This is a genomic window from Cognataquiflexum rubidum (assembly GCF_022538115.1).
GTDB classification, from domain to species: Bacteria; Bacteroidota; Bacteroidia; order Cytophagales; family Cyclobacteriaceae; genus Cognataquiflexum; species Cognataquiflexum rubidum.
This window is the reverse complement of the sequence record NZ_JAKZAL010000012.1, coordinates 124816-146749: the sequence shown is the minus strand read 5'-3', so window position 1 is coordinate 146749 and position 21934 is coordinate 124816. Positions and strand designations below refer to the sequence as shown.

Below are 21934 nucleotides of genomic sequence, written 5' to 3'. Positions count from 1 at the left end.
TTGGTACTTTGAGATATTACCCATAAAATATTGGGAACTTTGGCATATTTGAAAAATTGTTAAAAAATGAGTCAGAAAGCCATTTTTAGGATAAAATTAGGGTAGGTGCTCTCGATTTTTTTGTGTATAATTACGGGTTATTTAAAGAATGAAAAAATCTCTTTTTTTTCATAAAAAAGGCATTTTAAACAAGGTATGAGCGAACAAAAAGAAGGAAATCATCAGGATTATTCAGCAGATAATATCCAGGTTTTAGAAGGTTTAGAAGCGGTTAGAAAAAGACCTGCTATGTACATCGGTGACATTGGTGTCAAAGGACTCCATCACCTTATTTGGGAAGTGGTAGACAACTCTATTGATGAAGCACTTGGGGGATATTGCGATACCATTCATGTTGCAGTCAATGTGGATAATTCTGTCACCGTAGAAGATAACGGTAGGGGCATTCCTACAGACATGCACATCAAGGAGAAAAAATCGGCTTTGGAAGTGGTCATGACCGTCCTTCACGCAGGAGGAAAGTTTGACAAAGACACTTACAAAGTTTCCGGCGGTCTTCACGGTGTGGGCGTATCTTGCGTCAATGCCTTATCCACAGACTTGAAAGCCACAGTCCATAGAAATGGGAAAGTTTTTGAGCAGGAATACAAAATAGGTGTTCCGCAATACCCTGTCAGAGAAATCGGTGTCACAGATAAGAGAGGGACGATCATCCATTTCAAGCCGGATGATTCTATCTTCACCCACACGGAGTTTAAGTTTGAAACCATTGCCACAAGATTGAGGGAAATGTCCTTTCTAAATGCAGGAATTAGGATTTTCCTGAAGGATTTTAGGGAGTTGGAGGATGACGGCTCCCCAAGATCAGAAGAATTCTACTCAGAAGGCGGATTGGTTGAATTTGTTCAATACCTCGATGTATCCAAAGAAAAAATAATCGAATACCCCATTTATATAGAATCAGAAAAAGGTAATGTCCCGGTCCAGGTGGCTATGAGTTATAACTCTTCTTATTCTGAAAACGTCGTTTCTTATGTCAATACCATCAATACTTATGAAGGGGGAACGCACGTTTCCGGTTTCAGAATGGCTTTGACAAGAACGCTAAAAAGCTACGCCGATAAATCGGGTATGCTCGATAAGCTGAAGCTTGAAGTTTCAGGCGATGACTTTAGGGAAGGACTGACAGCCGTGATTTCGGTAAAAGTGCAAGAACCACAGTTTGAAGGTCAGACAAAAACCAAACTTGGTAATTCCGATGTTCAGGGTGCCGTAAACAGTGCTGTTTCAGAAACTTTGCAATCGTGGCTTGAAGAGCATCCTAAAGAGGCCAAGATTATTGTGGGCAAAGTGGTGCTTGCTGCGCAAGCAAGACATGCCGCACGCAAAGCGCGGGAAATGGTGCAGCGTAAAAGCGTCCTTGGTGGCGGAGGCCTTCCGGGCAAACTCGCGGATTGTGCCAATTCAGATCCCACTGTATGTGAACTTTATCTCGTCGAAGGAGACTCTGCCGGCGGTTCAGCTAAGCAGGGTAGGGATAGGGATTTCCAAGCAATTCTACCTCTTAAAGGTAAAATCCTCAACGTGGAAAAAGCCCACGAGCACAAGATATACGACAATGAAGAAATCAAAAACATCCTGACTGCGCTGGGTGTTAGATTCGGGACACTCACTAACGACAAGGAACTCGACATGTCATCCCTTCGATACCACAAGATCGTCATCATGACGGATGCTGATATTGACGGGTCGCATATCAGGACATTGATTTTAACCTTGTTCTTTAGGTATATGCGTCCGTTGATCGAAAATGGATATGTCTATATCGCTCAGCCGCCACTTTACTTGCTGAAAAAAGGCAAGGATGAAAGATACTGTTGGAATGAGGAAGAAAGAAAAAGACTGACCAGAGAGATGGCAGGAGAAGGCAAAGAGGACAGTGTCAACATTCAACGGTACAAAGGTCTCGGTGAGATGAACCCCGAGCAACTCTGGAGCACTACGATGGACCCTAATACAAGGACCTTGAAGCAGGTAACCATCGAATCAGCAGCTGAAGCGGATCATTTGTTCTCCATGTTGATGGGAGATGAAGTGGCGCCAAGAAGGGAGTTTATTGAAAAAAATGCCAAATACGCAAAAATAGATACCTGATATCCGAAATTTCAAATCAAAAAGGGGCCAAAAGCCCTTTTTTTTTGTTTATTAATGATTAATTAATCCCTTCGAACAAATTGATTTGGATAGATTATTAGATTTGTAATATACACCACATTGTCATGAGAGTAACATCTAGAGATAAATTTGAAAGCATCATTGAGAGCAGTGATCTGGTCAGCAGGGACCTGAGTTGGATGAAATTCAATGACCGCGTCCTTGACCAATCCAAGAAAAAGAGCAGGTGTATTTTTGAAAAATTGAAATTTTTGGCCATCACTGCCTCTAATCTTGATGAGTTTTTTATGATCCGTATTGGGTCACTGTACAATTACCTCGATTATGACAAGGAAAGGGTAGATTACTCCGGTTTAAGAGAGGAACCTTTCAAAATGAAGCTGATGCTGGAATGCCAGGAATTCCACAAGCGCCAACAGGAACATTTCCTAAAAGAACTCCTCCCAAAAATGTCTGAGGATGGTTTTATTCTCAGCAATGTCCGAAACCTTGAACCCGACGAGCAGGAATTTATCAAGTCTTATTTCAATAAGGCGGTTTATCCTATGTTGACTCCGATGGTTTTCGATGGTTATCGGACTTTTCCGATATTGATGAATAAGCTCCTGATTTTTGGGGTGGTGACTTTGGCTCCGGGAGATAAAAAAGAAAACAGAAAACTTTCTTTCGTACAGATTCCGGCCAATATCCCAAGATTTTTTGAGATCGAAAGAGAAGATATGGTTGTCTACATTCCCATCGAAGAAGTTATCAGAGAAAACATCGTTTCTTTATTTCGGAATGTAAATATTGAATCCATAAACCTTTTCAGGATTACAAGAAACGGTGACTTTACTTTGGAAGAAAGTGAAGATATGGACGCCAATTTCCTCGAAGAGGTAAAAAGAAAACTGAACGAGCGCAAGACAGGAAGGGTGGTCCGGATTGAAATCGAAGAAGGATACAGCAAATGGATGGTGGCTTTGCTCAAAGAGCGTTGGAATATCGGCGATGACAGTATCTTTAAAGTGGAGCGCGCCAGCATGTTGGATTTCACCGGGCTGTGGCAGGTGATTGGAAACAGGCGCTTCAAAGACAAGCTTCCGCAGATTCCTGCGCCGGTTCCGCCCTTGTCATATCCGGAAGAGGGATCGGAAGATATTTTTCAGGTTCTTAAGGAAAGGGATATCCTCCTTCACCATCCTTATAATAATATTGACCCGATTCTCGAACTGATCGAAAAAGCAGTGGATGACCCTTCAGTGATGGCCATCAAAATGACCATTTACAGGTTGGCAAAAGAAAGCAGGATCACCAAAGCCTTGCTGAGGGCTGCTGAAAACGGCAAGCACGTCTCGGTCCTTTTTGAGGTGAAAGCGAGGTTTGATGAAGAAAACAATATCAGGGAGGCGAAAAAACTTCAAAAAGCAGGTTGCTTTGTGATTTATGGCATCAGTAACCTGAAAACCCATACCAAATTATTGCTCATTGTCAAGAAAGAGGAGGATCGTGTGATGCGTTTTGTGCACCTTGGTTCGGGTAATTACAATGAGGACACAGCCCGGCTCTATACCGACATCGGATTATTGACTACCAATGAGACTTTGGCAAATGACGTGTCGGAGTTTTTCAATGTAATCACCGGCCATTCCATGCCTTCTACCTATCAAAACCTGATTACGGCGCCAAGGGACATGAGAAATCAGTTGATAGAATTTATAGAACAGGAGGCTTACAATGCAAGGGCAGGACTTCCTTCCGGGGTGTTTATCAAAGTCAATTCGTTGGAAGATTCTGAGATCATTTATGCTTTGTACAGAGCTTCCCAATCAGGCGTCCCTGTCAAATTGATCATCAGGGGCATATGTTGCCTCCGTCCCGGAAGAATGGGATTGAGTGAAAACATACAGGTGTTGTCTTTGGTGGGGGATTTTCTGGAGCATTCCAGGATCTATCATTTCCATAATAATGGCCAAACCCGGACCTATGCAGGAAGTGCGGACATGATGGTCAGGAGTTTTGATAAGAGGCTGGAGTCTCTTTTTAGGATACAGGATCCATTCCTCGAAAAGCAATTGATGAATATTATTTCTTTCAATTTAAAAGACAATGTAAACTCCTACATCATGCAGGAAGATGGAAACTATTCCCCAAAAATACCCAAAGAAGGTGAGCAGGAATTTAATGTTCACAAAGAATTCTTCATCCTGAATGCAGAACTTATCCAAAAAGTCAAATTGATAGGATAGTTTTAAAGTGTGCATTAGAAATAACAAAAGGCTGTGATTTCACGGCCTTTTGTTTTTGTTTTTTTTGTATAAAACCTGCATCATCCCATCTTTGAGTCCCACATCAGGTATCATCATTTTTTTGGAATTGGCTGCTGACATCGCAGCAAGGTAGATTTTGGAGGCAGGAATAATCACATCTGCTCTGTCAGGATTAAGATTCAGTTTATTGATCCGATCTTCGTAGGAAAATGATTCTAAATATGCCTGTATTTCCATGATCTTATCTATCCCGATGAGCCTTACATTTTTTCGGGGATTGGAGAGTTCTAATATCTTACTGATGTTACCTCCCGTCCCGATGCAGGTGATAAGGTCCTGCTTGGTCACATGGTCAGTGATGAATTTGTTCATGCTTTTCCATACTGATACGGGGATGCTGTCATCCAAAGCCCGAACAGAACCGATTTTAAAGGATTTTGTAGCGATTTTTTCTTGGTTGATATAGATATTAAGTTCAGTGCTTCCACCGCCGACGTCAATGTGGAGATATGATTTTTCGTCGATATAGCTACCAAGCGCCATATTGATCAATTCCGCTTCATGATTTCCGTCTATGATATTGATTTTCATACCGATATCCTCTCGCACTTCTTCGCAAATCTCCCTTCCGTTGACAGATTCTCTCATGGCCGAAGTAGCGCAGACCATGTAATCATCGACTTCATACAGGTCAATTAGAAGCTTGAAGGCCTTCATCAGTTTGACAAATTTTCTTCTGTTTTTGTCGGAGATTTTTTGGGAATGAAAAACGTCCAAGCCAAGCCGCAAAGGAAACCTGAGGTATTCTAATTTTTTGAAATTGGTCTTTCCTTCAAAGTGGGTGACGTGAGTGACCTGTAACCTGATGGCATTCGAACCTATATCAACTGCGGCTAATTTCAATATTCGGTGGTTTTAATTCAAAAATATGTCTCTTAGAGATCACTAAATTACCCAAAATACCTTCACTAAATGTTAACCCTTAAAACCATTTTTCTTCCGAAATAAACTTCAGTCCGTTTCTAGATGAATTAGAGGGGTGAGGTGGGTATTTTTGACGTTTAATGGAGAGTTCGCCTACCTTGAACTCATCACATCTTTTGGTAGTAGTGTTTTTTCAGCCGTTTTTTTACTTTGAAAAAACTGTAAATCCCCAAAAATAATGTACCCAAACTCAAGGCAAATGCTACCCATCCCAAGTTCCTGACATGTTCTAAGGCATTAACTTCCATCAGGGCAGTGCCGCTGACCAAAAAATACAATGACGTTCTGATGAAGGAAAGCAACGTCCTGTCATTGGCGAGGTAGGTTCTTTGTCTGGCCAAATAGTCCCTGACAATGAGATCCTGTTCTGATAAATTCTCTTTTTCCATTGATGTTTAAATAAATCCAGGTACAAAGAAAACTTATTTTTACCTTATTGATCCGTGATTTTACACACAAATCCAGTAATTTTTGAATTTTACGGAATTGTTTCGCTGATTTTTTACTTTTGGGTTTTGAAGAAAATTGACAATAAAGGGCATAAATTGCCACGGTAACAAGATTTAGATGAAGAATCCAAACAGGCCTCATTTTGATGATATATACATGGAGTTGGCAGTCAACTTGGCCAAAAGATCGCACTGCATCAAAAAACACGTTGGGGCAGTTTTGACCAAAGATACCCGGATCATTTCCATCGGATATAACGGGCCTCCGGCAGGGACACACAATTGTGACGAGGAGTTTCCTGACACGGGATGCGCCAGAGACAGCAAAGGGAGCTGCACCCTTGCTTTGCACGCCGAGCAAAATGCAATTTTATATGCTGTCAAAAACAGCACTTCAGTGGAAGGATCCACCCTTTACGTGACTTTGGCACCTTGTCTTGCTTGCGCAAGGATCATCTTTTCAATGGGAATTGTCAAAGTGGTATATATGTACTCCTATGCAGCCTATAAAGGATTGCCTTTCGATGAAGGATTGGAATTTTTGAAAAAATTTGGCGTGGAGGTTTCCAAATATGAAAAGGAAGTCATCTTTGAAGATCCTTTGATCTAAAGAAAATTGACCTCGGGATGGAGGAGGATTTCAAATCGAGCCAACACAGATTCTTGGATCTTTTTGCTCAATTCTTTGATTTCATATCCATCTCCGCCGCCATAATTCACCAATACTAAGGGTTGAAACTGGTGCACACCGATGTTTCCGAATCGCTTTCCTTTCCAACCGGTTTGTTCGATAAGCCATGCAGCGGGTATTTTGACACCCTCTTCATTGGGAAAACCAGGGACATTGGGGTAATCTGATTTTATTTTTTCAAATATTGAAACCGGAACTGTAGGGTTTTTGAAAAAGCTTCCTGCATTTCCAATGAGTGCCGGATCGGGCAATTTGCTCCTTCTGATCTCGATGACAGCGTCACTGATGTCTTTGATGGTTGGGGAGTCAATTCCCTTTTCTTTCAAAATCTGGTTAATTGCACCATAGTCAGTATTGATCCGTGGTGATTTCAAAAGCCTAAACACCACATGGGTGATTACAAATTGCTCTTTCAAGTCATTTTTAAAGACACTCTCCCTATACCCAAATTTACATTCCTCGGATGAAAAACTTCTGATTTGTAGGGTATTCCTATCCACAGCCTCCAAATGGTCAAATACTTCCTTGATCTCCACACCATAGGCTCCGATATTTTGCATGGGTGAGGCTCCGACCGTGCCCGGGATCAAAGAAAGATTTTCGACTCCTGCCCAGTTGTTTTGGATGCAATACTTGACCAAATCGTGCCAGCTTTCTCCTGCACCGACTTTTAAAAAAACCTCTTTTTCATTTTCCCTGATCAATTCAAATCCTTTGATTTCCATTTTTATCACCAGAGCCTCGAGATTCTTTGTCAATAGAATATTGCTTCCCCCTCCCAAAATGAAGAGCCGAACATTCATTTCCCTTGATTTTTGAAGGAGTATTTTTACTTCTTCGGTGGAGGTGGCAATAGCAAAAAATCTTGCATTTTTATCAATTCCAAAAGTGTTGAAAGGCAATAGAGAAATGTTTTCTTGTATATTCATGGCATTGATCCGATGCTGCGAATTAAACAAGAATTTGGTCAATTAGAAAGAATTCGACGCTTTTAGAATAATCACCTATGAAAGAAATGGTCATCAATGGGGTCAAGGTCCGACCCGGCCAATCGATGAATATCGACATTGCCATTGCAAGGTTGCCTACCCATACGCTCATTGACCTGCCGGTTTTTATCAACCGTGCTGAGGCTGAAGGGCCTGTTGTTTTGATTTCAGGAGGAGTGCACGGTGACGAGATAAACGGAATCGTGGCCGTGAGAAGAATGTTAGAAGAGAAACTCATAAAACTTGTCAAAGGCACTGTTATTTTTATGCCCCTTGTGAATGTGTATGGTTTTTTGAGTAATTCAAGAACATTTCCGGACGGGAGGGATCTGAACAGAAGTTTTCCGGGAAGTAAAAAAGGCTCTTTGGCCTCGCAGATAGCTTTTATCCTTTCAAATGAAATCATTCCACTCATAGATTATGGTATTGATTTCCATACCGGTGGAAGGATGCTATCCAATTATCCCCAGATCCGGGTAGATTATAAAGATAAGAAGGGGGTGGAGCTTGCCACCGCTTTTGGGACCCATTACATTCTGAATTCTTCCCATATTGACAAATCTTTCAGGAAGGAAGCATATAAAAGGCGAAAGCATATTTTGGTATATGAAGGTGGGGAATCGATGAGGTTGGATGATTATGCCGTGGAAGAAGCACTTTTGGGAACGCAGCGCATGCTGATCCATTTGGGGATGATGGAAGGCAATGTTTCACCGAAGCAGACTATCATGATCTCTGAAAGTTCTTGGGTAAGGGCGAAAGTTTCAGGAATATTCTCCTCAAGGGTAAAATTGGGTGAGGAAGTGAAAAAAGGAGAGATCTTGGCCACTATTACTGATCCTTACGGCCAGGTAAAAGTGGTGGTCAAAGGAACCCACAATGGGCATGTTGTCGGACTGAACAATAATCCAGTCGTCAATTCAGGGGATGCTTTGGTACACGTGGGAAGGGCTTAACTACCTAAGCAATTCAAAAAAAAGCCAGCACTTGGATAGACCCAGTGCCGGCTTTTTTGACTTTCAATTACAGGTTGGAAATGAAATTGGGAAGGAAAAATTTACCTTCTGTGATCAAAACCGGTGTTCTCTGATTGAGAGGTCGGGTGTCTCTTTGGTCGAAAATTACACCTTCAAATTCCCCAACAGATCCCTCTGTGGTAAAATCAGTGATTTTGAATGAACAATCATCCAAGGCGCCGGGATTTGAACTCTGTAATAAAGTGGCGCCTAACTCTTTGCCGTTTTCGTCAAAATAAATCAGGACCAAAGAAGGGGATAAGGTACCATTGACCATAATTGGATTTTGCATGATATATTTTTGCCCTAATTCAATTTGTTCCATATTTCGAAAAGACATGATGATGGCGTTTTTACTTAACACATCTCCTGTCACCATATTAAAAAGCGTAAATCTATTGGCTCCACTTTCGAGGAAGGTAATGCCACCATCGTTGTTGAGCCTGAATTCTTTTTGAACTCCATTGACTTTGAAACTGTAGTAATATTCAGGTTTTGGATCTTCTTTTTCGCAAGAGGAAAATGAAAATACCGCGAATAGCAATATGATGGATAAGCCAATATTTTTCATGATGTGTTGGAATTTTTTTTGAAATAACGGAAATTTCAATCCGGCGGTTGATTTTGCAAGCACAAAAATAGGGTAAAAATTAAAATTATATTACCTATTTACTTTTGGATTGGTTTTTTTTACATCCATCAAACCCAATCAAACAAATAAGCCACTCCAAATGAATGAAGTGGCTTATTTTACTTTTTTCTTGTCTGTATTTTTAACTGAAGAATTTCTTAAGTCCTTCGATTTTTCTTTCAAGGGAAGCTTCTACAGCTTTGTAAGCTTCCTTGTTTGGAAGTGGTTCATTCACAGAGAAGTAATATTTGATTTTTGGTTCTGTTCCGGAAGGTCTTGCAGAAATCTTGCTTCCATCAGCCAAATAGAATTGGATGACATTTGATTTATCCATTTTTAGAGCAGATTCGGTGCCGTTGACAATGTCATACACTTTACTCTCCTTTACATCCACTACTTTCACTACTTTGATACCATTCATTTCCGTAGGTCTGTTGGTTCTGAAACCTGCCATCAGCTGTTGGATCTGTTCCGCCCCATCCTTGCCTTTTTTGGTCACAGAGATCAGAGATTCCTTGTAGAAGCCAAACTGGGTATATATCTCTGCCAACACATTTTGGACAGTTTTACCTTGGGATTTGTAGTAGGCTACTATCTCAGAAACCATCGCACAAGCGGAAACTCCGTCTTTGTCCCTCACAAAATCGCCGACGAGATAGCCATAGCTTTCTTCGCCACCACCGATAAACTGTTTTTTGCCCTCCAGATTTCGGATGATTTCTGCGATGTTCTTGAATCCTGTCAGTACTGAAAAGCAGGTGACGCTAAAACCTTTACAGATCTCATCGATGAGTTCTGTGGTCACGATGGTATTTACCATAAATTGGTTTCCGTCAAGCTTTCCGAGTTCTTTCCATTTGCTCAAAAGGTAGTAGGTCAACAGGGCACCTGTTTGGTTTCCATTCAACAAATCATAACCTCCTTTTCCATCAGGTACGCAAGCCGCATAGCGGTCCCCGTCAGGATCGCAGGCCAAAACCAGTTCTGCTCCCGTTTTTTTACCGAGTTCGATCGCCATTGTCAGTGCTTCAGCTTCTTCAGGATTTGGGTAAATAACCGTAGGGAAAGTTCCGTCAGGATGTTCCTGTTCTTTGACGACATGGACATTCTCAAATCCAAAAGCCTTCAGCGCCGCAGGCACCATTTTGCCGGAGGCACCATGGATAGGGGAGAAGACTATCGGCATGTTTTTCTGAGCTTGGATTTCAGCTTTGGAGAGGCTTAGTTTTTTGACCAGGTCCAAATAGATTTTATCGAAGTCCTCCTCAATGTATTCAATGAGGCTGTCATTTTTATTCCAGTTGACAGCATCCATGGAGGTGATCTTCATGACTTCATCGATGATGTTTTTGTCATGCGGGGCGACTACCTGTCCGCCATCATCCCAATAGGCTTTATAGCCGTTGTACTCTTTGGGATTGTGTGATGCTGTGACCATGACACCACTTTTGCATCCAAAATGCCGGATAGCAAAGGAAAGCATCGGGGTGGGCCGCATTTCGCGGAAATATTTGACTTTGATGCCATTGGCTGTAAAGACATTGGCTGTCGTTTCGGCAAAAAGCGTGTTGTTAATCCTGCAGTCGTGGGTTATCGCAACACTTACCTCCTCACCAGGAAAGCATTTCAATAAATAATTTGCCAATCCCTGAGTAGCCATGGCAACGGTGTAGACATTCATCCTGTTGGATCCTACCCCCATCAGCCCTCTCAGACCTCCTGTCCCAAATTCAAGATCCCTGTAAAAGGAGTCGATCAATTCTGTTTTGTCAGGTGCATCGAGCAGGGACTGTATTTCTTTTTTACTCTTTTGGTCAATGTTACTGTTTAGCCAGCTGTTTGCTTTGGCCAAAATCATTGGATCTACTGTTGTCATCTTGGAAAAATTTTGAATGGATTTCTAATTTAAATATTTCAATAAAATAACCTGCATTCCTCATGGAAAATGTAGAAATAATATGGGAATGGGTTTTCTAATTTCATTTTCTTCACCACCTTTTCCTCTCACTTTCCACTTCTCACTAAACTTTGATCACCTTCCTACTTCCCAACTTCCTAACCTTCCAACTTCCCTCTCCTCCTACAAATTCCCCCTCAATTCCTGCTCTCTTTCAATCGCTTCAAACAAAGCCTTGAAATTTCCCTTTCCAAATGATTTGGCCCCTTTTCTTTGGATGATTTCGTAGAACAAGGTAGGACGGTCCTGCACAGGCTTGGTAAAAATCTGCAGGAGGTATCCCTCTTCATCGCGATCAACCAAAACATTAAGGTCTTTCAAAGGCTGTAGGTCTTCTTCAATTTTCCCGACTCTATCCAATAAATCATCATAATATGAAGCCGGAACTTCCAAAAACTCAACGCCTCTTTTTCGCAATTCGGAGACGGTATGGATAATGTCATCCGTGGCAATAGCCATGTGCTGCACCCCGGGTCCATTGTAGAAGTCGAGGTATTCTTCAATCTGGGATTTCTTTTTGCCTTCGGCAGGTTCATTGATGGGGAATTTGATGAATCCGTTGCCGTTGGAGACTACTTTTGACATCAATGCTGAATATTCAGTGGAAATGTCCTTGTCATCGAAGGTGATCAGAAGCTTGAAACCCATTACATTTTCGTAGAAATCCACCCACTTGTTCATTTCGCCCCAACCGACATTACCCACACAATGGTCAATGTATTTCAATCCAATCGGTTTTGCTTGATATTCACTTTTCCTCGGTTTAAAACCCGGTAAAAAGACACCCCTATAATTTTTCCTTTCTACAAAAGTGTGGATTGTCTCTCCGTAGGTTTTGATGGAGGCGGTGACCACTTCCCCAAACTCGTCTTTGCTGACTTTGGGTTCTTCGTGAGGAATAGCTCCCCGCTTTACGGTTTCGAGGAAGGATTGTGCAGCATCATCTACCCATAGTGCCAATACTTTGACTCCATCTCCATGTTTCTTGATATGATCTGCAATGGGGTGGTTTTCCTTCAAAGGCGTGGTAAGAACTAGCCTGATTTTGTCCTGCTTCAAGACATAAGACGCACGGTCTCTGATGCCTGTCTCCGGTCCGGCATAGGCAATGAGTTCATAGCCAAAAGCATACTGGTAAAAAAGAGAAGATTGCTTTGCATTGCCGACGTACAGTTCCACATAATCTGTCCCGTTGAGGGGAAGAAAATCCTGTTTCATAATCTAAGGTTTTTGGGTTTATTTTTTCTTGGTTCAAATATAGGGAAATGGAGAGGAATTAGGGAAGTATTCGGTGGTCAGTTTTCAGTCGCAGCGGCCAGTTTGGAGCGGCTCGTTGGCAGTTTTTAGTTGGCAGTTTACAAACATTTGGCAGTGTGCAGTTTCAGAGATGATTTTGTCTAACAGGCACCACAACTGTTGACAAGGGATCAACAACTTTATAACTTTCAAAACTTTCTAACCTTATAACATCCATCTTCCCATCCTCCCAACTTCCAATCTTCCTACTCCTGCCCGTTTCTATTTGCCAATAGGTAAACGACTCCTAAAAATGCCCAGGAAAACGACCATTCTACAAGGCCTAATTTGGGGAGTCCAAAGACCAAAAACCCATACCATAATGGAATCATCACCAGGCCGATCACAAACTTGAAGGTGGCATAAAAGACCAAATCCTGGATTTTTGGCCTGATCCAAAGCCAAATCCAATAAATGGGAAAATGAAGTACTTTCATGACTTTGTTTGAAAAATATGGTTTGGAGTAGGACTTTTCAGGTATTTTCGGGTTTTTCATTGACAAGAACTCTTTGACATCCTCGGGTTTAGTGAGGTCAATTCTGCTTTGTATCAGGGCATCAAGGTTTTTTTGATAGTCAGCTTCCGGGATGGTGCTGACCAAAGGTTCCAAAGACTTGAATGTATCCACCATCAAAGGTTCAAAAAGCGGAAAGTAATCTTTGGGTTGGATGGTTTTTCCAAAAATCAAGCTGACTTTACTACCGGAGAAGCGGTGATTGCTGTAATTGATGCCAACAGGAAGGATGACCAAGTCTAAATCTGGATGTTTTTCCAAAGTTTGGAATGCAATGCGGGCGAATCCTTTTTTAAGAGGCCTCAGGTTTCTTTGGTTGCTGTGGTTGCCTTCCGCAAAAATCACAATGCTTCCCTTTTCCAAAAGTATATTGACGCTTTTGTCAAAGGTTTCATTGTTTTTTTCCATGTTATTGATTCCGTCCCTCACCCTGTAAATGGGAATCATCCTGATAAAATCAAGTAAGGTGGCCACAAATGATTTTTTGAATACAGAGGCCCTAGTCAAAAAATGGGGTTTCAGATTGGTATGGGTGGCAATTAGAATCGGGTCAATCAAAGCATTTTGGTGGTTGGATACGATCAACACGGCCTTGCCTTTTGGGATGTTTGCCTTTCCATAGACTTTGATTTGGGAAAAATAAACATGGAGGGCAATTTTGACAGCAAGCCTTAGAATGGCGTTGAAAAGGTTTTTCATGAATCTGATTTTTCGTGGCTATCCTTTTTGGGTGACCCATCGCGGATTTGTTTCTTTTATTCTTTTCCAATAAAGTGAAAGACTCATTCCCGAGATGATGTGCCAAATGCCCCACCAAGCTGCAATGATAGCCATTCCTCCCAATCCATCGAAATAAGTAAATATCAGCACCAATGCCAAACCGGAATTTTGGATTCCTGTTTCAATTGTAAGTGTTTTGGTATCAGCCAAGCTCAGTTTTCCGATTTTTGCAAGGGAATAACCCGAAAACAAAGCGACGAAATTATGTCCCAACACCCAAAGAAAAATCAACCCAATGAACTTCAAAAACAGGTTGTAATTACCGACAAAGGCAATCACCACAAATGCTGCAAAAATGAGGATACTGACAGGTTTGAGGATTTTGGTGGCTCTGGCAGCCCAATTTGGAAATCGGTTGTTGACCATCATCCCCAAGACCAACGGAATACCCAAAATCAGAGCCACAGTCTGAAACACATCTGTGTAAGAAAGTGATATCTCCTGAAGCAAATCAGCCGTTGGTCCATAGAATCCTGACCACAGTGCAAAATTGAAAGGGGTAATAAATATTGAAAACCCTGTGGAAAAAGCTGTCAATGAAACAGATAATGCCGTATTTCCTTTTGCTAGGTGCGTCAAAAAATTGGAAACATTCCCTCCCGGACAGGCTGCTACCAAAAACATCCCCAAAGCCACAGAAGGCGGGGGACTGATCAGATAAACCAATACCAATGTCAAAAGAGGCAAGAAAAAAAACTGGGAAAAAATCCCGAGCCAAAAAGCTTTTGGGTTTTTGGCGATGTACTTGAAGTCTGTAAGTCTCAGGTCCAGCGCAACCCCAAACATGATGATCGCCAGTGAAATATTGAGCAGGAAAAGAGAATCCTGATTGAAGTTTAATGTACTGCTATCAAGGGCTTCGACCATATATTTACTTTGAGTTTATCCAAGAAAGATACTGATTATTGTTTTTAATCCGAACATAGCCTTTGGGGATTAAAGTGAATTTGTTTTGGGTAAATAGATTTTTTTCAATTACTAATCATTAGTTGGTTTATAGTTCAAATTAATTTCTGTGGGTGGACAGATATCGAAGACCTGAGTAATCCATAAAATTAATGGGCACCACTGCCCGAAATCATTGTGGATTTTTCCCTATTCCACTACCCGATAAATATCAATAGCTTCAATGACATTTCTCATGTTTTCAGGTATTGATTTTCGCTAGCTTCACATTCTCTTGAAATAGAAATATGGGGTCAAAGAATGTTAGGAAATTAACGGGGAAAAAACAGAGGGCCATTTACCTGCACCATTTGGTCCGGGACATGGAAGCCCTCGAACTGATGATACAGCGCGATATGTTTGAGAAATCTCCGATTCGCATCGGTGCCGAGCAGGAGTTTTGTATCGTGGATTCTGAGTTTTTGCCCCAAAGTAATTCACTTCAAGTCCTTGATGAAATAAATGACAGGCATTTCACTACCGAAATCGGAAATTATAACCTCGAAATCAATACAGACCCCATTGTTCTAGGCAAGGATTGTTTTTCCATCCTCCATCAGGATTTAGATTCACTGTTGGACAAAGGTAAAGCCGCTGCCCAAAAATCCGGATCCAGAATTATCATCACAGGAATATTGCCCACCATCGCGCCAAAGCATACGACTTTGGAAAGTATGACTGTTGTAGACCGCTATTTTGTCCTCAATGAGGCCGCCAAAGAATCCCGGGGGCAGGACTTCAGCATCCATATCAAAGGAGTGGATGAGGTGACAATGCTCCACGATTCAGTAATGTTGGAGGGATGCAATACGAGTTTTCAGATGCACCTGCAGTTGGATCCCGAGGAGTTTGTGGAGATGTTTAATTGGTCTCAGGCTATCACAGGTCCTGTATTGGCGGCCTGCAGCAATTCTCCCTTGCTTTTTGGAAAAGAGCTTTGGAGTGAAACAAGGATTGCCCTTTTTACCCAAAGTGTTGATGTCAGGACCAATTCCTTTTTGCTCAATGAAAACCAACCGAGGGTAAGTTTTGAAAGCAAATGGCAGACAGGTTCCATTTCGGATGTGTTCAAAGATAACATTGCTCGATTTCGCAGCATCCTGACGGCAGACTTTGAATCGGATAGTGTGGATTTGGTCGAAAAAGGAGAAATCCCTTTACTTAAAGCACTTTGTCTTCACAACGGAACAGTCTATCGATGGAACCGTGCCTGCTTCGGAGTCGGAGATAGAAAGCCTCACCTCAGGATCGAATGCCGATATCTCCCTTCGGGTCCGACGGTCATTGATCAGATTGCCAATATGGCTTTTTGGGTGGGACTGATGAAAGGAAGACCTGAGAAATACAAGGAGCTCCACCTGATGATGGATTTCAAAGAAGTGAAATCCAATTTCTTAGCGGCAGCAAGGTATGGGATGGCAGTACAGTTTCATTGGGAGGGGAAATTGTATTCCGCACAAAAATTGTTATCAGAAGTATTCCTTCCCATAGCAAGGGATGGTTTGACAAAAGTCGGAATTTCTGAAGGAGATATTGAGAAGTACCTTTCTGTCATCCAAAACAGAATCAATACCCACAACGGATCAGAATGGATAACCAAAAGCTACAGGAATCTCCTTACTACCAAAAAACCCGATGCTGCCGTGCAGGTGTTGACCGCAAACTTGTACCTCAACCAGGAAAGTAAAAAGCCGGTGTCTGAATGGAAAGTTCTTCCACCTGAAGCGATGTCGCAGTTTAACATCACCAAAAAAGTCCACCATGTCATGAGTACAGACATATTTTCGGTGGAGGAAAAAGATTCGATCGAATTGGTCGCCCATATGATGAAATGGAAAAATATCCACCACATGCCCGTCATCAAAGGCGACAAGGAACTTCTCGGGATTTTGTCTTGGGTTGATGTCCAGCTTCTTTTTGAAAATGGAAATGCTACCCAATCGACAGTCAAATCACTGATGAAAACCGAATTGATCACCATCGGACAGGATAGTACTGTGGATGAAGCCAAAGAATTGATGGACCGGCACAAGATACATGCATTGCCTGTGGTGCGAGAAAACAAACTAATTGGGATTTTGACTTCAAATGACCTATGATTGATGCCCAAACTTCACCCTCCAAAATTGATATGCCTGTCAGACGGGTAATCCAAAAATTGAAAGGGGAAAAACCCGGTCCGACCGTCTTGTTTTTTGCAGGAATTCACGGCAACGAACCTGCTGGAGTCACGGCATTAGAGCGGGTTTTGGTAGACCTTTCTACACGCCAAGATATCCTAAGGGGATCAATTTATGCCCTCAGGGGAAATCTGAAGGCACTTTCTGAAGGCAAAAGATTTTTGGATATTGACCTCAACAGACTTTGGACCAAGACAAACATCAAAATGGTCGCAAATAAGAAAGCCCTTTTGGAAGAGGAAAAGGAGCTTCTCGAACTTTTGGATTTGCTAAAGGAAATCACCAAATCAGAAAAAGGTCCCTTTTATTTTATCGATTATCATACCACTTCGAGCAAGACTCTTCCTTTCATCACCATCAATGACTCGATGATCAACAGGAAGTTTGCCTTGCAATTTCCCGTTCCCGTGGTCCTCGGTATTGAAGAATTTCTCGAAGGACCCCTGCTAAGCTATATCAATCAGTTGGGATATGTTGCCATTGGTTTTGAATCCGGACAGCATCAGGATCCTGAAGCAGTGAGAAACAGTATTGCATTTACCTATATGACTTTGGTGTCGGCAAGGTCCCTAGGCAAACTTGATGTTGAGGATTATACCAGCCATGTGAAACAATTGGAGAAATCCGCTGCCTCGGTAAGGGATATTTTCGAAGTCGTACACTTGCACCGGATCATAGGAATGGATGTGTTTAAGATGCTGCCGGGATTTGAGAGTTTTCAAAAAATCAATAAAGGAACCCAATTGGCTACCAATAACTTTTTGCCTGTCTATTCCGGTTTTGATGGAAGGCTGTTTATGCCCCTTTACCAAAATCAAGGCAGTGACGGGTTTTTTATCATCCGCAAGATTCCGATTTGGGCGTTAAGGCTATCCGCTTTTCTAAGGAAAATCAAAATAGACAACCTCTTTACTTTACTCCCTGGAGTGAAGTGGGAACATCGGGACAAGGAAATTCTACGTGTGGACCTTAAAATCGCCAAGTATATGGCCAAACCACTTTTTCATTTACTTGGTTACCGGGTCAGGCATTTGGATGGACAGTACCTCCGACTATACAACCGCGAAAAAGCCTCCAAAAAGAAAATGTATAAAAATGAGGGCTGGTGGTAGGTTTATTTTTTGATTTCGAGGATTCTTTGAAATTTAGAGGTTTATCTTTGATTGATATTCATTGATATTGGATATTAATAGATATTTAGGATTCGTTGAAATTTTAGAGGTTCATTGTTAGTTGATATTTATTGATCCCGATAGTTATCGGGATGGATATTCACTGATATTGGCTAAGAGGTCGTGGTTTAATGGATTTTAATTCAGGTCTCGAATGACAATTAACCAACCCTTCGACAAGCTCAGGGACCTAAAACCAAATAACCATTAACCAATATCCCCATGTTTGAATACAATCCAGAAAAGCACTATCCAAAGGAAACGGAAAGCCGCGTCGTCATCAGGTTTCAGGATTGCGACCCGCTGCAGCACCTCAACAATGCCAAATACTTTGACTACTTTTTCAATGCACGGGAAGATCAGGTTCCGAAGCTTTATGGTGTCGAAGTGATCGATTTTATCCGAAAGTATAAATCAGCTTGGGTAGTCTATAACCACAACATTTCTTATGTCCGTCCGGCCAAAGTGGGGGAGTGGGTCCGTATTATGAGCCGTCTGCTTTGGTACAACCACAACACCATAGTCGTCGAATACTACATGACCGATGATGCACAAAAGGAGCTCAAAACTGTCCTTTGGACCACAATGCGCTATGTAACTGTCAAAGAAGGCGCATCGACCGACCACGAGGGAGCAGTTTTGGAATTTCTCAAAGCCACTTCCGAAAACCTCGATATCAGTAACATGACCATTTCCGAAAGGGTCAAAATCATCAAATCAGAATTGTAAAAGCCTATCTGTACGCTTTTCTTGACCGATGTAGAACGGAACCTGTACAAAAGCGTACAGGTTTTTTTATTTGATTTTTGCCAAAAGGATTTTCTAAAAATTTTTCAAAATTAAATTAGGTTAATATTTCCAGCCTCATGCAACCTTTGGCAAAGTGGTAAACTTAGTTTTTTACCGAAATCTGTTTCGAAACAGGACACTTTCTTGGTCAATTGTATCAGGATAATACAGTTTTTTAATTTCAATCCCTTATTCGCAACCGATTGAATGTTAAATTTTTAACGTTTGGGTTAAAATTATTTTACCTGAAAACTGGCACGGTCACTACCAAAATAAAATTGGAACAGAAGATGGATAAGGGATCATACCAACTTATAAACAACCACACAAAATGAAAAAATTACTCACACTCGCATTAGCCGCCACACTAGGTGTAGCCAGCATTGCAAACGCATCAAATGACGGAATCGAAGAAATGTCTTCCGTACGTTCCAAAGACAAGAAAGTGGCCATCTCCTTAAAAGAAGGATTGGGCAAAGTCAAACTCGCCGTCCTTGACAGTGATGGCAAGAAACTTCACCAGCAATATGTGAAAGTAAAGGAAGACATGCAGGTTCCTTATGACCTTTCACAGCTTCCTGCCGGAGAATACCAAATCTCCATCGAAAGCAATATCAAAGAACCAAGTGCTGAGAAGATGATTTACACAGTAGAAACCAAAGAGGCACCTGCACCGCTTCCTTTGATGGCCTACGGCAAAAGCATTGACGAAAACTCCTTCAGATTGGCAGTGATCGGATTGGAGGAGCCCGGAACAAAAGTTGAAATTTTAGACCAAAACGGAAGGTCCATTTTTTCTGAAAAAATCGACCAAGCCGAAGCATTTACCAAAGTCTATCACTTAAAAAACCTGAATAACAAAGATGTGTCACTGAAGGTCACTGATGCAACCGGAAGAACAAAAACCCTTTTCTTGTAAACTTAACCACTATTGAAGACCAAAGCCCTGGAGTTAATTCTTCAGGGCTTTTTTTCGTTATAATTCTATTTTAGAATTACCTATTAATATTTATAAGGGTTCCGCCTATTTCATCGCGGAGTTTAAGATAGACTTGAACTTCATCTGCAAATATTTTCCAATCTTGGACGATATCATTTATTTCATCAATGATGACTGAAGCATTTTTGCAGTGGATGGAATTTCCTATAGTCATCAGATCCTCTCTTTTGATGTTTTTTCGCTTGCCATTGATGCTCAGGGCATGTTGGCTTACCCAATCGCTTCCCGGCCGGAATGCATGGCAAAGATCATATGCAGGAGCCAATTCCCATTTTCCTCCCTGTCGCAACAAAAACGAAAAATTTTTGATATGGTCATAACAATTCCGAGCTATAACATTGAATACCATCCTCCTAAACATCTGTTCTGCATCTGCATAACTCAACTTAAGCTCCCTCATACATTGGAATAGTTGTTCGTAACTGAAGCTGCCTACCTGATTATAATCAAAATGCTTCAGTGCACAAAAAGTTTGTACATGGTGCTTCACCCCCCCGTCCTCCCGGTCAAATCGCTTGGTCATAAAATGTGCCCTCCCATTTTCTTCCAAAAGCCTACAAGGCATCATTACGATCCCGCAGGCTTTTGCCATACGGTGATAAGCCATTTCCACCCGCCCAAATCCATGACTTGAACCAAGCTGAAAATCACTGACACCATCAAGCTTGATCAGCCAATGACCAAATCCTTTTGGTGCTGTCGTTTGGCCTGATTTAACCTCTCCTGTATTTTCATTCCAAGCTATTAACGCCTTTGGTCTGGCACCACCGGCGGAAGTGCCTATTTTGAGAATCTCTGTAAGTGCCTGCTCTTCATCTTTTTGGAGATCGGTGAAAAATATCTCCTTCTGATTCAGTATATTTTTGGCTGTGTCAACTAGGCTGTCGATTTCAATAGAGAAAACACGTTTGGTCTCTTTGAGTACTACAGGTTCAAATTCTAATGCGCCCATGCCCCGGGTTCCTATGAAACAGAGCATTTCTACAGGATTCATGCTATCCGTAGGACGGCCTTGCTGAGCTAGCCATAAGTTGATTAGTTGGTTACCATATCTGTCGGGCAACGCATCTGCCAATAGTCCCGGTAATCCCTTGAATGTGTCATATTCTGGATTTTTTCCTCCACGGAGGTCAGGAAATGAAAATTTACTTTGGATTATTCCAACGGGCATTTTTAATGGAGACAAATCCCAACTAAGTTGCCTGAATTTAGGCTCAAATTCAAATATTGCATAACCGGCTTTTCCATCCCAAGCGACAGCTCCAACAGATTTCCCCCAAATAGAAACACTAGCTACCTCCATGTCTTACCAATCGATTTGTTCCTCTTTTTTTTCAGTTCCCTTGGATTTCAGCCTAACCCGCTGCCGATTGACTTTTTGTTTTTTAACCAGGTCCAACGGACTTATTGTCTCTTTTATTTCAAATGAATCCATGATGTCCAACCTGTAAAGCATCCGCAATACCTGGATTAGGGTGGCGACCGTGACCGTTTCTCCCCGCTCCAAAAGACTCAAAGTCGAGCGGCTGATGCCGGATTCCAAGGCCAAAGTATCCTGTGTTTTATTTTGTTTCACACGGTGATGCCTCACAAAAGTACCGATTTGCTCTGTTAAAGCTTGATCGCTCATAGAAAACCAATTTTTGGATGATTTGTCAGTCATTATATAGTAATATAGTATTTTATGAATGGTATACAATACAAATTTAAACATTTTTTTTAATTAAATATTATACGAATGAATATTCATTCATTAAATCTTATTTATATATATAGTGAATTATTTTTCATGCAATAAAAATTAATTTGAAATTAGAAAAGCATGAGTCTAATAAACCAAATCGCGTGGGGAGTCAACCAAATTCAGAAAAATCGACCAAGCCGAAGCTTTTACAAAAGTCTATCACTTAAAAAATCTGAATGCCAATGAAGTGTCATTGAAAGTCACTGACGCGACCGGAAGAACAAAAACCCTTTTCTTGTAAACTTAACCACTATTGAAGACCAAAGCCCTGTAGTTAATTCTTCAGGGCTTTTTTTTTATCAAAACCTGCTATTTCGCCAGCAAGATGAATTCTGTTTGGTTTATTGATTTTTATGGGATTTGGTTTGAACA

18 protein-coding genes are annotated in these 21934 nt (G+C 41.4%); 8 read left to right on the top strand and 10 right to left on the bottom strand.

Translation table 11 applies throughout. The annotated features are described in order from the left end of the window. Nucleotides 1-195 precede the first annotated feature (195 nt). Nucleotides 196-2154: a DNA topoisomerase (ATP-hydrolyzing) subunit B gene (gene gyrB / locus MMU05_RS14120; protein WP_241142326.1), complete on the top strand. Its 1959-nt coding sequence runs from the start codon at nt 196-198 to the stop codon at nt 2152-2154. 125 nt (nt 2155-2279) lie between these two features. After that, entirely contained in the window at nt 2280-4403 is a 2124-nt protein-coding gene (gene ppk1, locus MMU05_RS14115; protein ID WP_241142325.1) for a polyphosphate kinase 1, read from the top strand. 39 nt (nt 4404-4442) lie between these two features. On the opposite strand, the gene MMU05_RS14110 is transcribed toward ppk1, so the two are convergent. Together MMU05_RS14110 and MMU05_RS14105 are read right to left on the bottom strand one after the other, a co-directional pair. Beyond that, nucleotides 4443-5327, bottom strand: a complete 885-nt coding sequence (locus MMU05_RS14110; RefSeq protein WP_241142324.1) for a Ppx/GppA phosphatase family protein — start codon at nt 5325-5327, stop codon at nt 4443-4445. A gap of 188 nt (nt 5328-5515) precedes the next feature. Next, the gene (locus MMU05_RS14105) at nt 5516-5797 is read right to left on the bottom strand and encodes a DUF202 domain-containing protein (RefSeq protein WP_241142323.1); all 282 of its coding nucleotides are present in this window, start codon (nt 5795-5797) and stop codon (nt 5516-5518) included. A 178-nt stretch (nt 5798-5975) separates the two neighbouring features. On the opposite strand from MMU05_RS14105, the gene MMU05_RS14100 reads away from it, so the two are divergent. Further along, on the top strand, nt 5976-6467 hold the full coding sequence (locus MMU05_RS14100; protein ID WP_241142322.1) for a deoxycytidylate deaminase: 492 nt from the start codon (nt 5976-5978) through the stop codon (nt 6465-6467). Here MMU05_RS14100 and murB read toward each other — a convergent pair. Continuing rightward, nucleotides 6464-7477, bottom strand: a complete 1014-nt coding sequence (gene murB / locus MMU05_RS14095; RefSeq protein WP_241142321.1) for a UDP-N-acetylmuramate dehydrogenase — start codon at nt 7475-7477, stop codon at nt 6464-6466. The two genes, MMU05_RS14100 and murB, sit on opposite strands and share 4 nt — an antisense overlap. Before the next feature lie 77 nt (nt 7478-7554). Here murB and MMU05_RS14090 point away from each other — a divergent pair, with 77 nt between their 5' ends. Further along, complete coding sequence (locus tag MMU05_RS14090) at nt 7555-8493, top strand: succinylglutamate desuccinylase/aspartoacylase family protein (protein ID WP_241142320.1); 939 nt, start codon at nt 7555-7557, stop codon at nt 8491-8493. 67 nt (nt 8494-8560) lie between these two features. On the opposite strand, the gene MMU05_RS14085 is transcribed toward MMU05_RS14090, so the two are convergent. The 5 genes from MMU05_RS14085 to MMU05_RS14065 form a co-directional block, all read right to left on the bottom strand. Then, nucleotides 8561-9124, bottom strand: a complete 564-nt coding sequence (locus MMU05_RS14085) for a hypothetical protein (RefSeq protein WP_241142319.1) — start codon at nt 9122-9124, stop codon at nt 8561-8563. Between the two features lie 202 nt (nt 9125-9326). Beyond that, nucleotides 9327-11060, bottom strand: a complete 1734-nt coding sequence (locus tag MMU05_RS14080; protein WP_241142318.1) for a phospho-sugar mutase — start codon at nt 11058-11060, stop codon at nt 9327-9329. A gap of 204 nt (nt 11061-11264) precedes the next feature. Then, the gene (gene hppD, locus MMU05_RS14075; protein ID WP_241142317.1) at nt 11265-12359 is read right to left on the bottom strand and encodes a 4-hydroxyphenylpyruvate dioxygenase; all 1095 of its coding nucleotides are present in this window, start codon (nt 12357-12359) and stop codon (nt 11265-11267) included. Nucleotides 12360-12643: 284 nt separating this feature from the next. After that, entirely contained in the window at nt 12644-13651 is a 1008-nt protein-coding gene (locus tag MMU05_RS14070; protein ID WP_241142316.1) for a 1-acyl-sn-glycerol-3-phosphate acyltransferase, read from the bottom strand. A gap of 18 nt (nt 13652-13669) precedes the next feature. Further along, the gene (locus MMU05_RS14065; RefSeq protein ID WP_241142315.1) at nt 13670-14599 is read right to left on the bottom strand and encodes a bile acid:sodium symporter family protein; all 930 of its coding nucleotides are present in this window, start codon (nt 14597-14599) and stop codon (nt 13670-13672) included. Between the two features lie 326 nt (nt 14600-14925). Here MMU05_RS14065 and MMU05_RS14060 point away from each other — a divergent pair, with 326 nt between their 5' ends. From MMU05_RS14060 to MMU05_RS14045, 4 genes are all read left to right on the top strand, one after another. Further along, nucleotides 14926-16776, top strand: a complete 1851-nt coding sequence (locus MMU05_RS14060) for a CBS domain-containing protein (RefSeq protein ID WP_241142314.1) — start codon at nt 14926-14928, stop codon at nt 16774-16776. A 32-nt stretch (nt 16777-16808) separates the two neighbouring features. Next, nucleotides 16809-17969 carry a succinylglutamate desuccinylase/aspartoacylase family protein gene (locus MMU05_RS14055; protein ID WP_241142313.1) on the top strand — a complete coding sequence of 387 codons (1161 nt, stop codon included), beginning with the start codon at nt 16809-16811 and terminating at the stop codon, nt 17967-17969. 282 nt (nt 17970-18251) lie between these two features. After that, nucleotides 18252-18758, top strand: coding sequence for an acyl-CoA thioesterase (locus MMU05_RS14050; RefSeq protein WP_241142312.1), 507 nt, complete (start codon nt 18252-18254; stop codon nt 18756-18758). A 391-nt stretch (nt 18759-19149) separates the two neighbouring features. Then, a complete protein-coding gene (locus MMU05_RS14045; protein ID WP_241142311.1) occupies nt 19150-19737 on the top strand; it encodes a DUF3244 domain-containing protein in 588 nt (195 codons plus the stop codon). A gap of 76 nt (nt 19738-19813) precedes the next feature. On the opposite strand, the gene MMU05_RS14040 is transcribed toward MMU05_RS14045, so the two are convergent. Together MMU05_RS14040 and MMU05_RS14035 are read right to left on the bottom strand one after the other, a co-directional pair. Further along, nucleotides 19814-21121: a type II toxin-antitoxin system HipA family toxin gene (locus MMU05_RS14040; protein ID WP_241142310.1), complete on the bottom strand. Its 1308-nt coding sequence runs from the start codon at nt 21119-21121 to the stop codon at nt 19814-19816. 3 nt (nt 21122-21124) lie between these two features. Beyond that, a complete protein-coding gene (locus MMU05_RS14035; RefSeq protein WP_241142309.1) occupies nt 21125-21448 on the bottom strand; it encodes a helix-turn-helix domain-containing protein in 324 nt (107 codons plus the stop codon). Between the last annotated feature and the right edge of the window lie 486 nt (nt 21449-21934).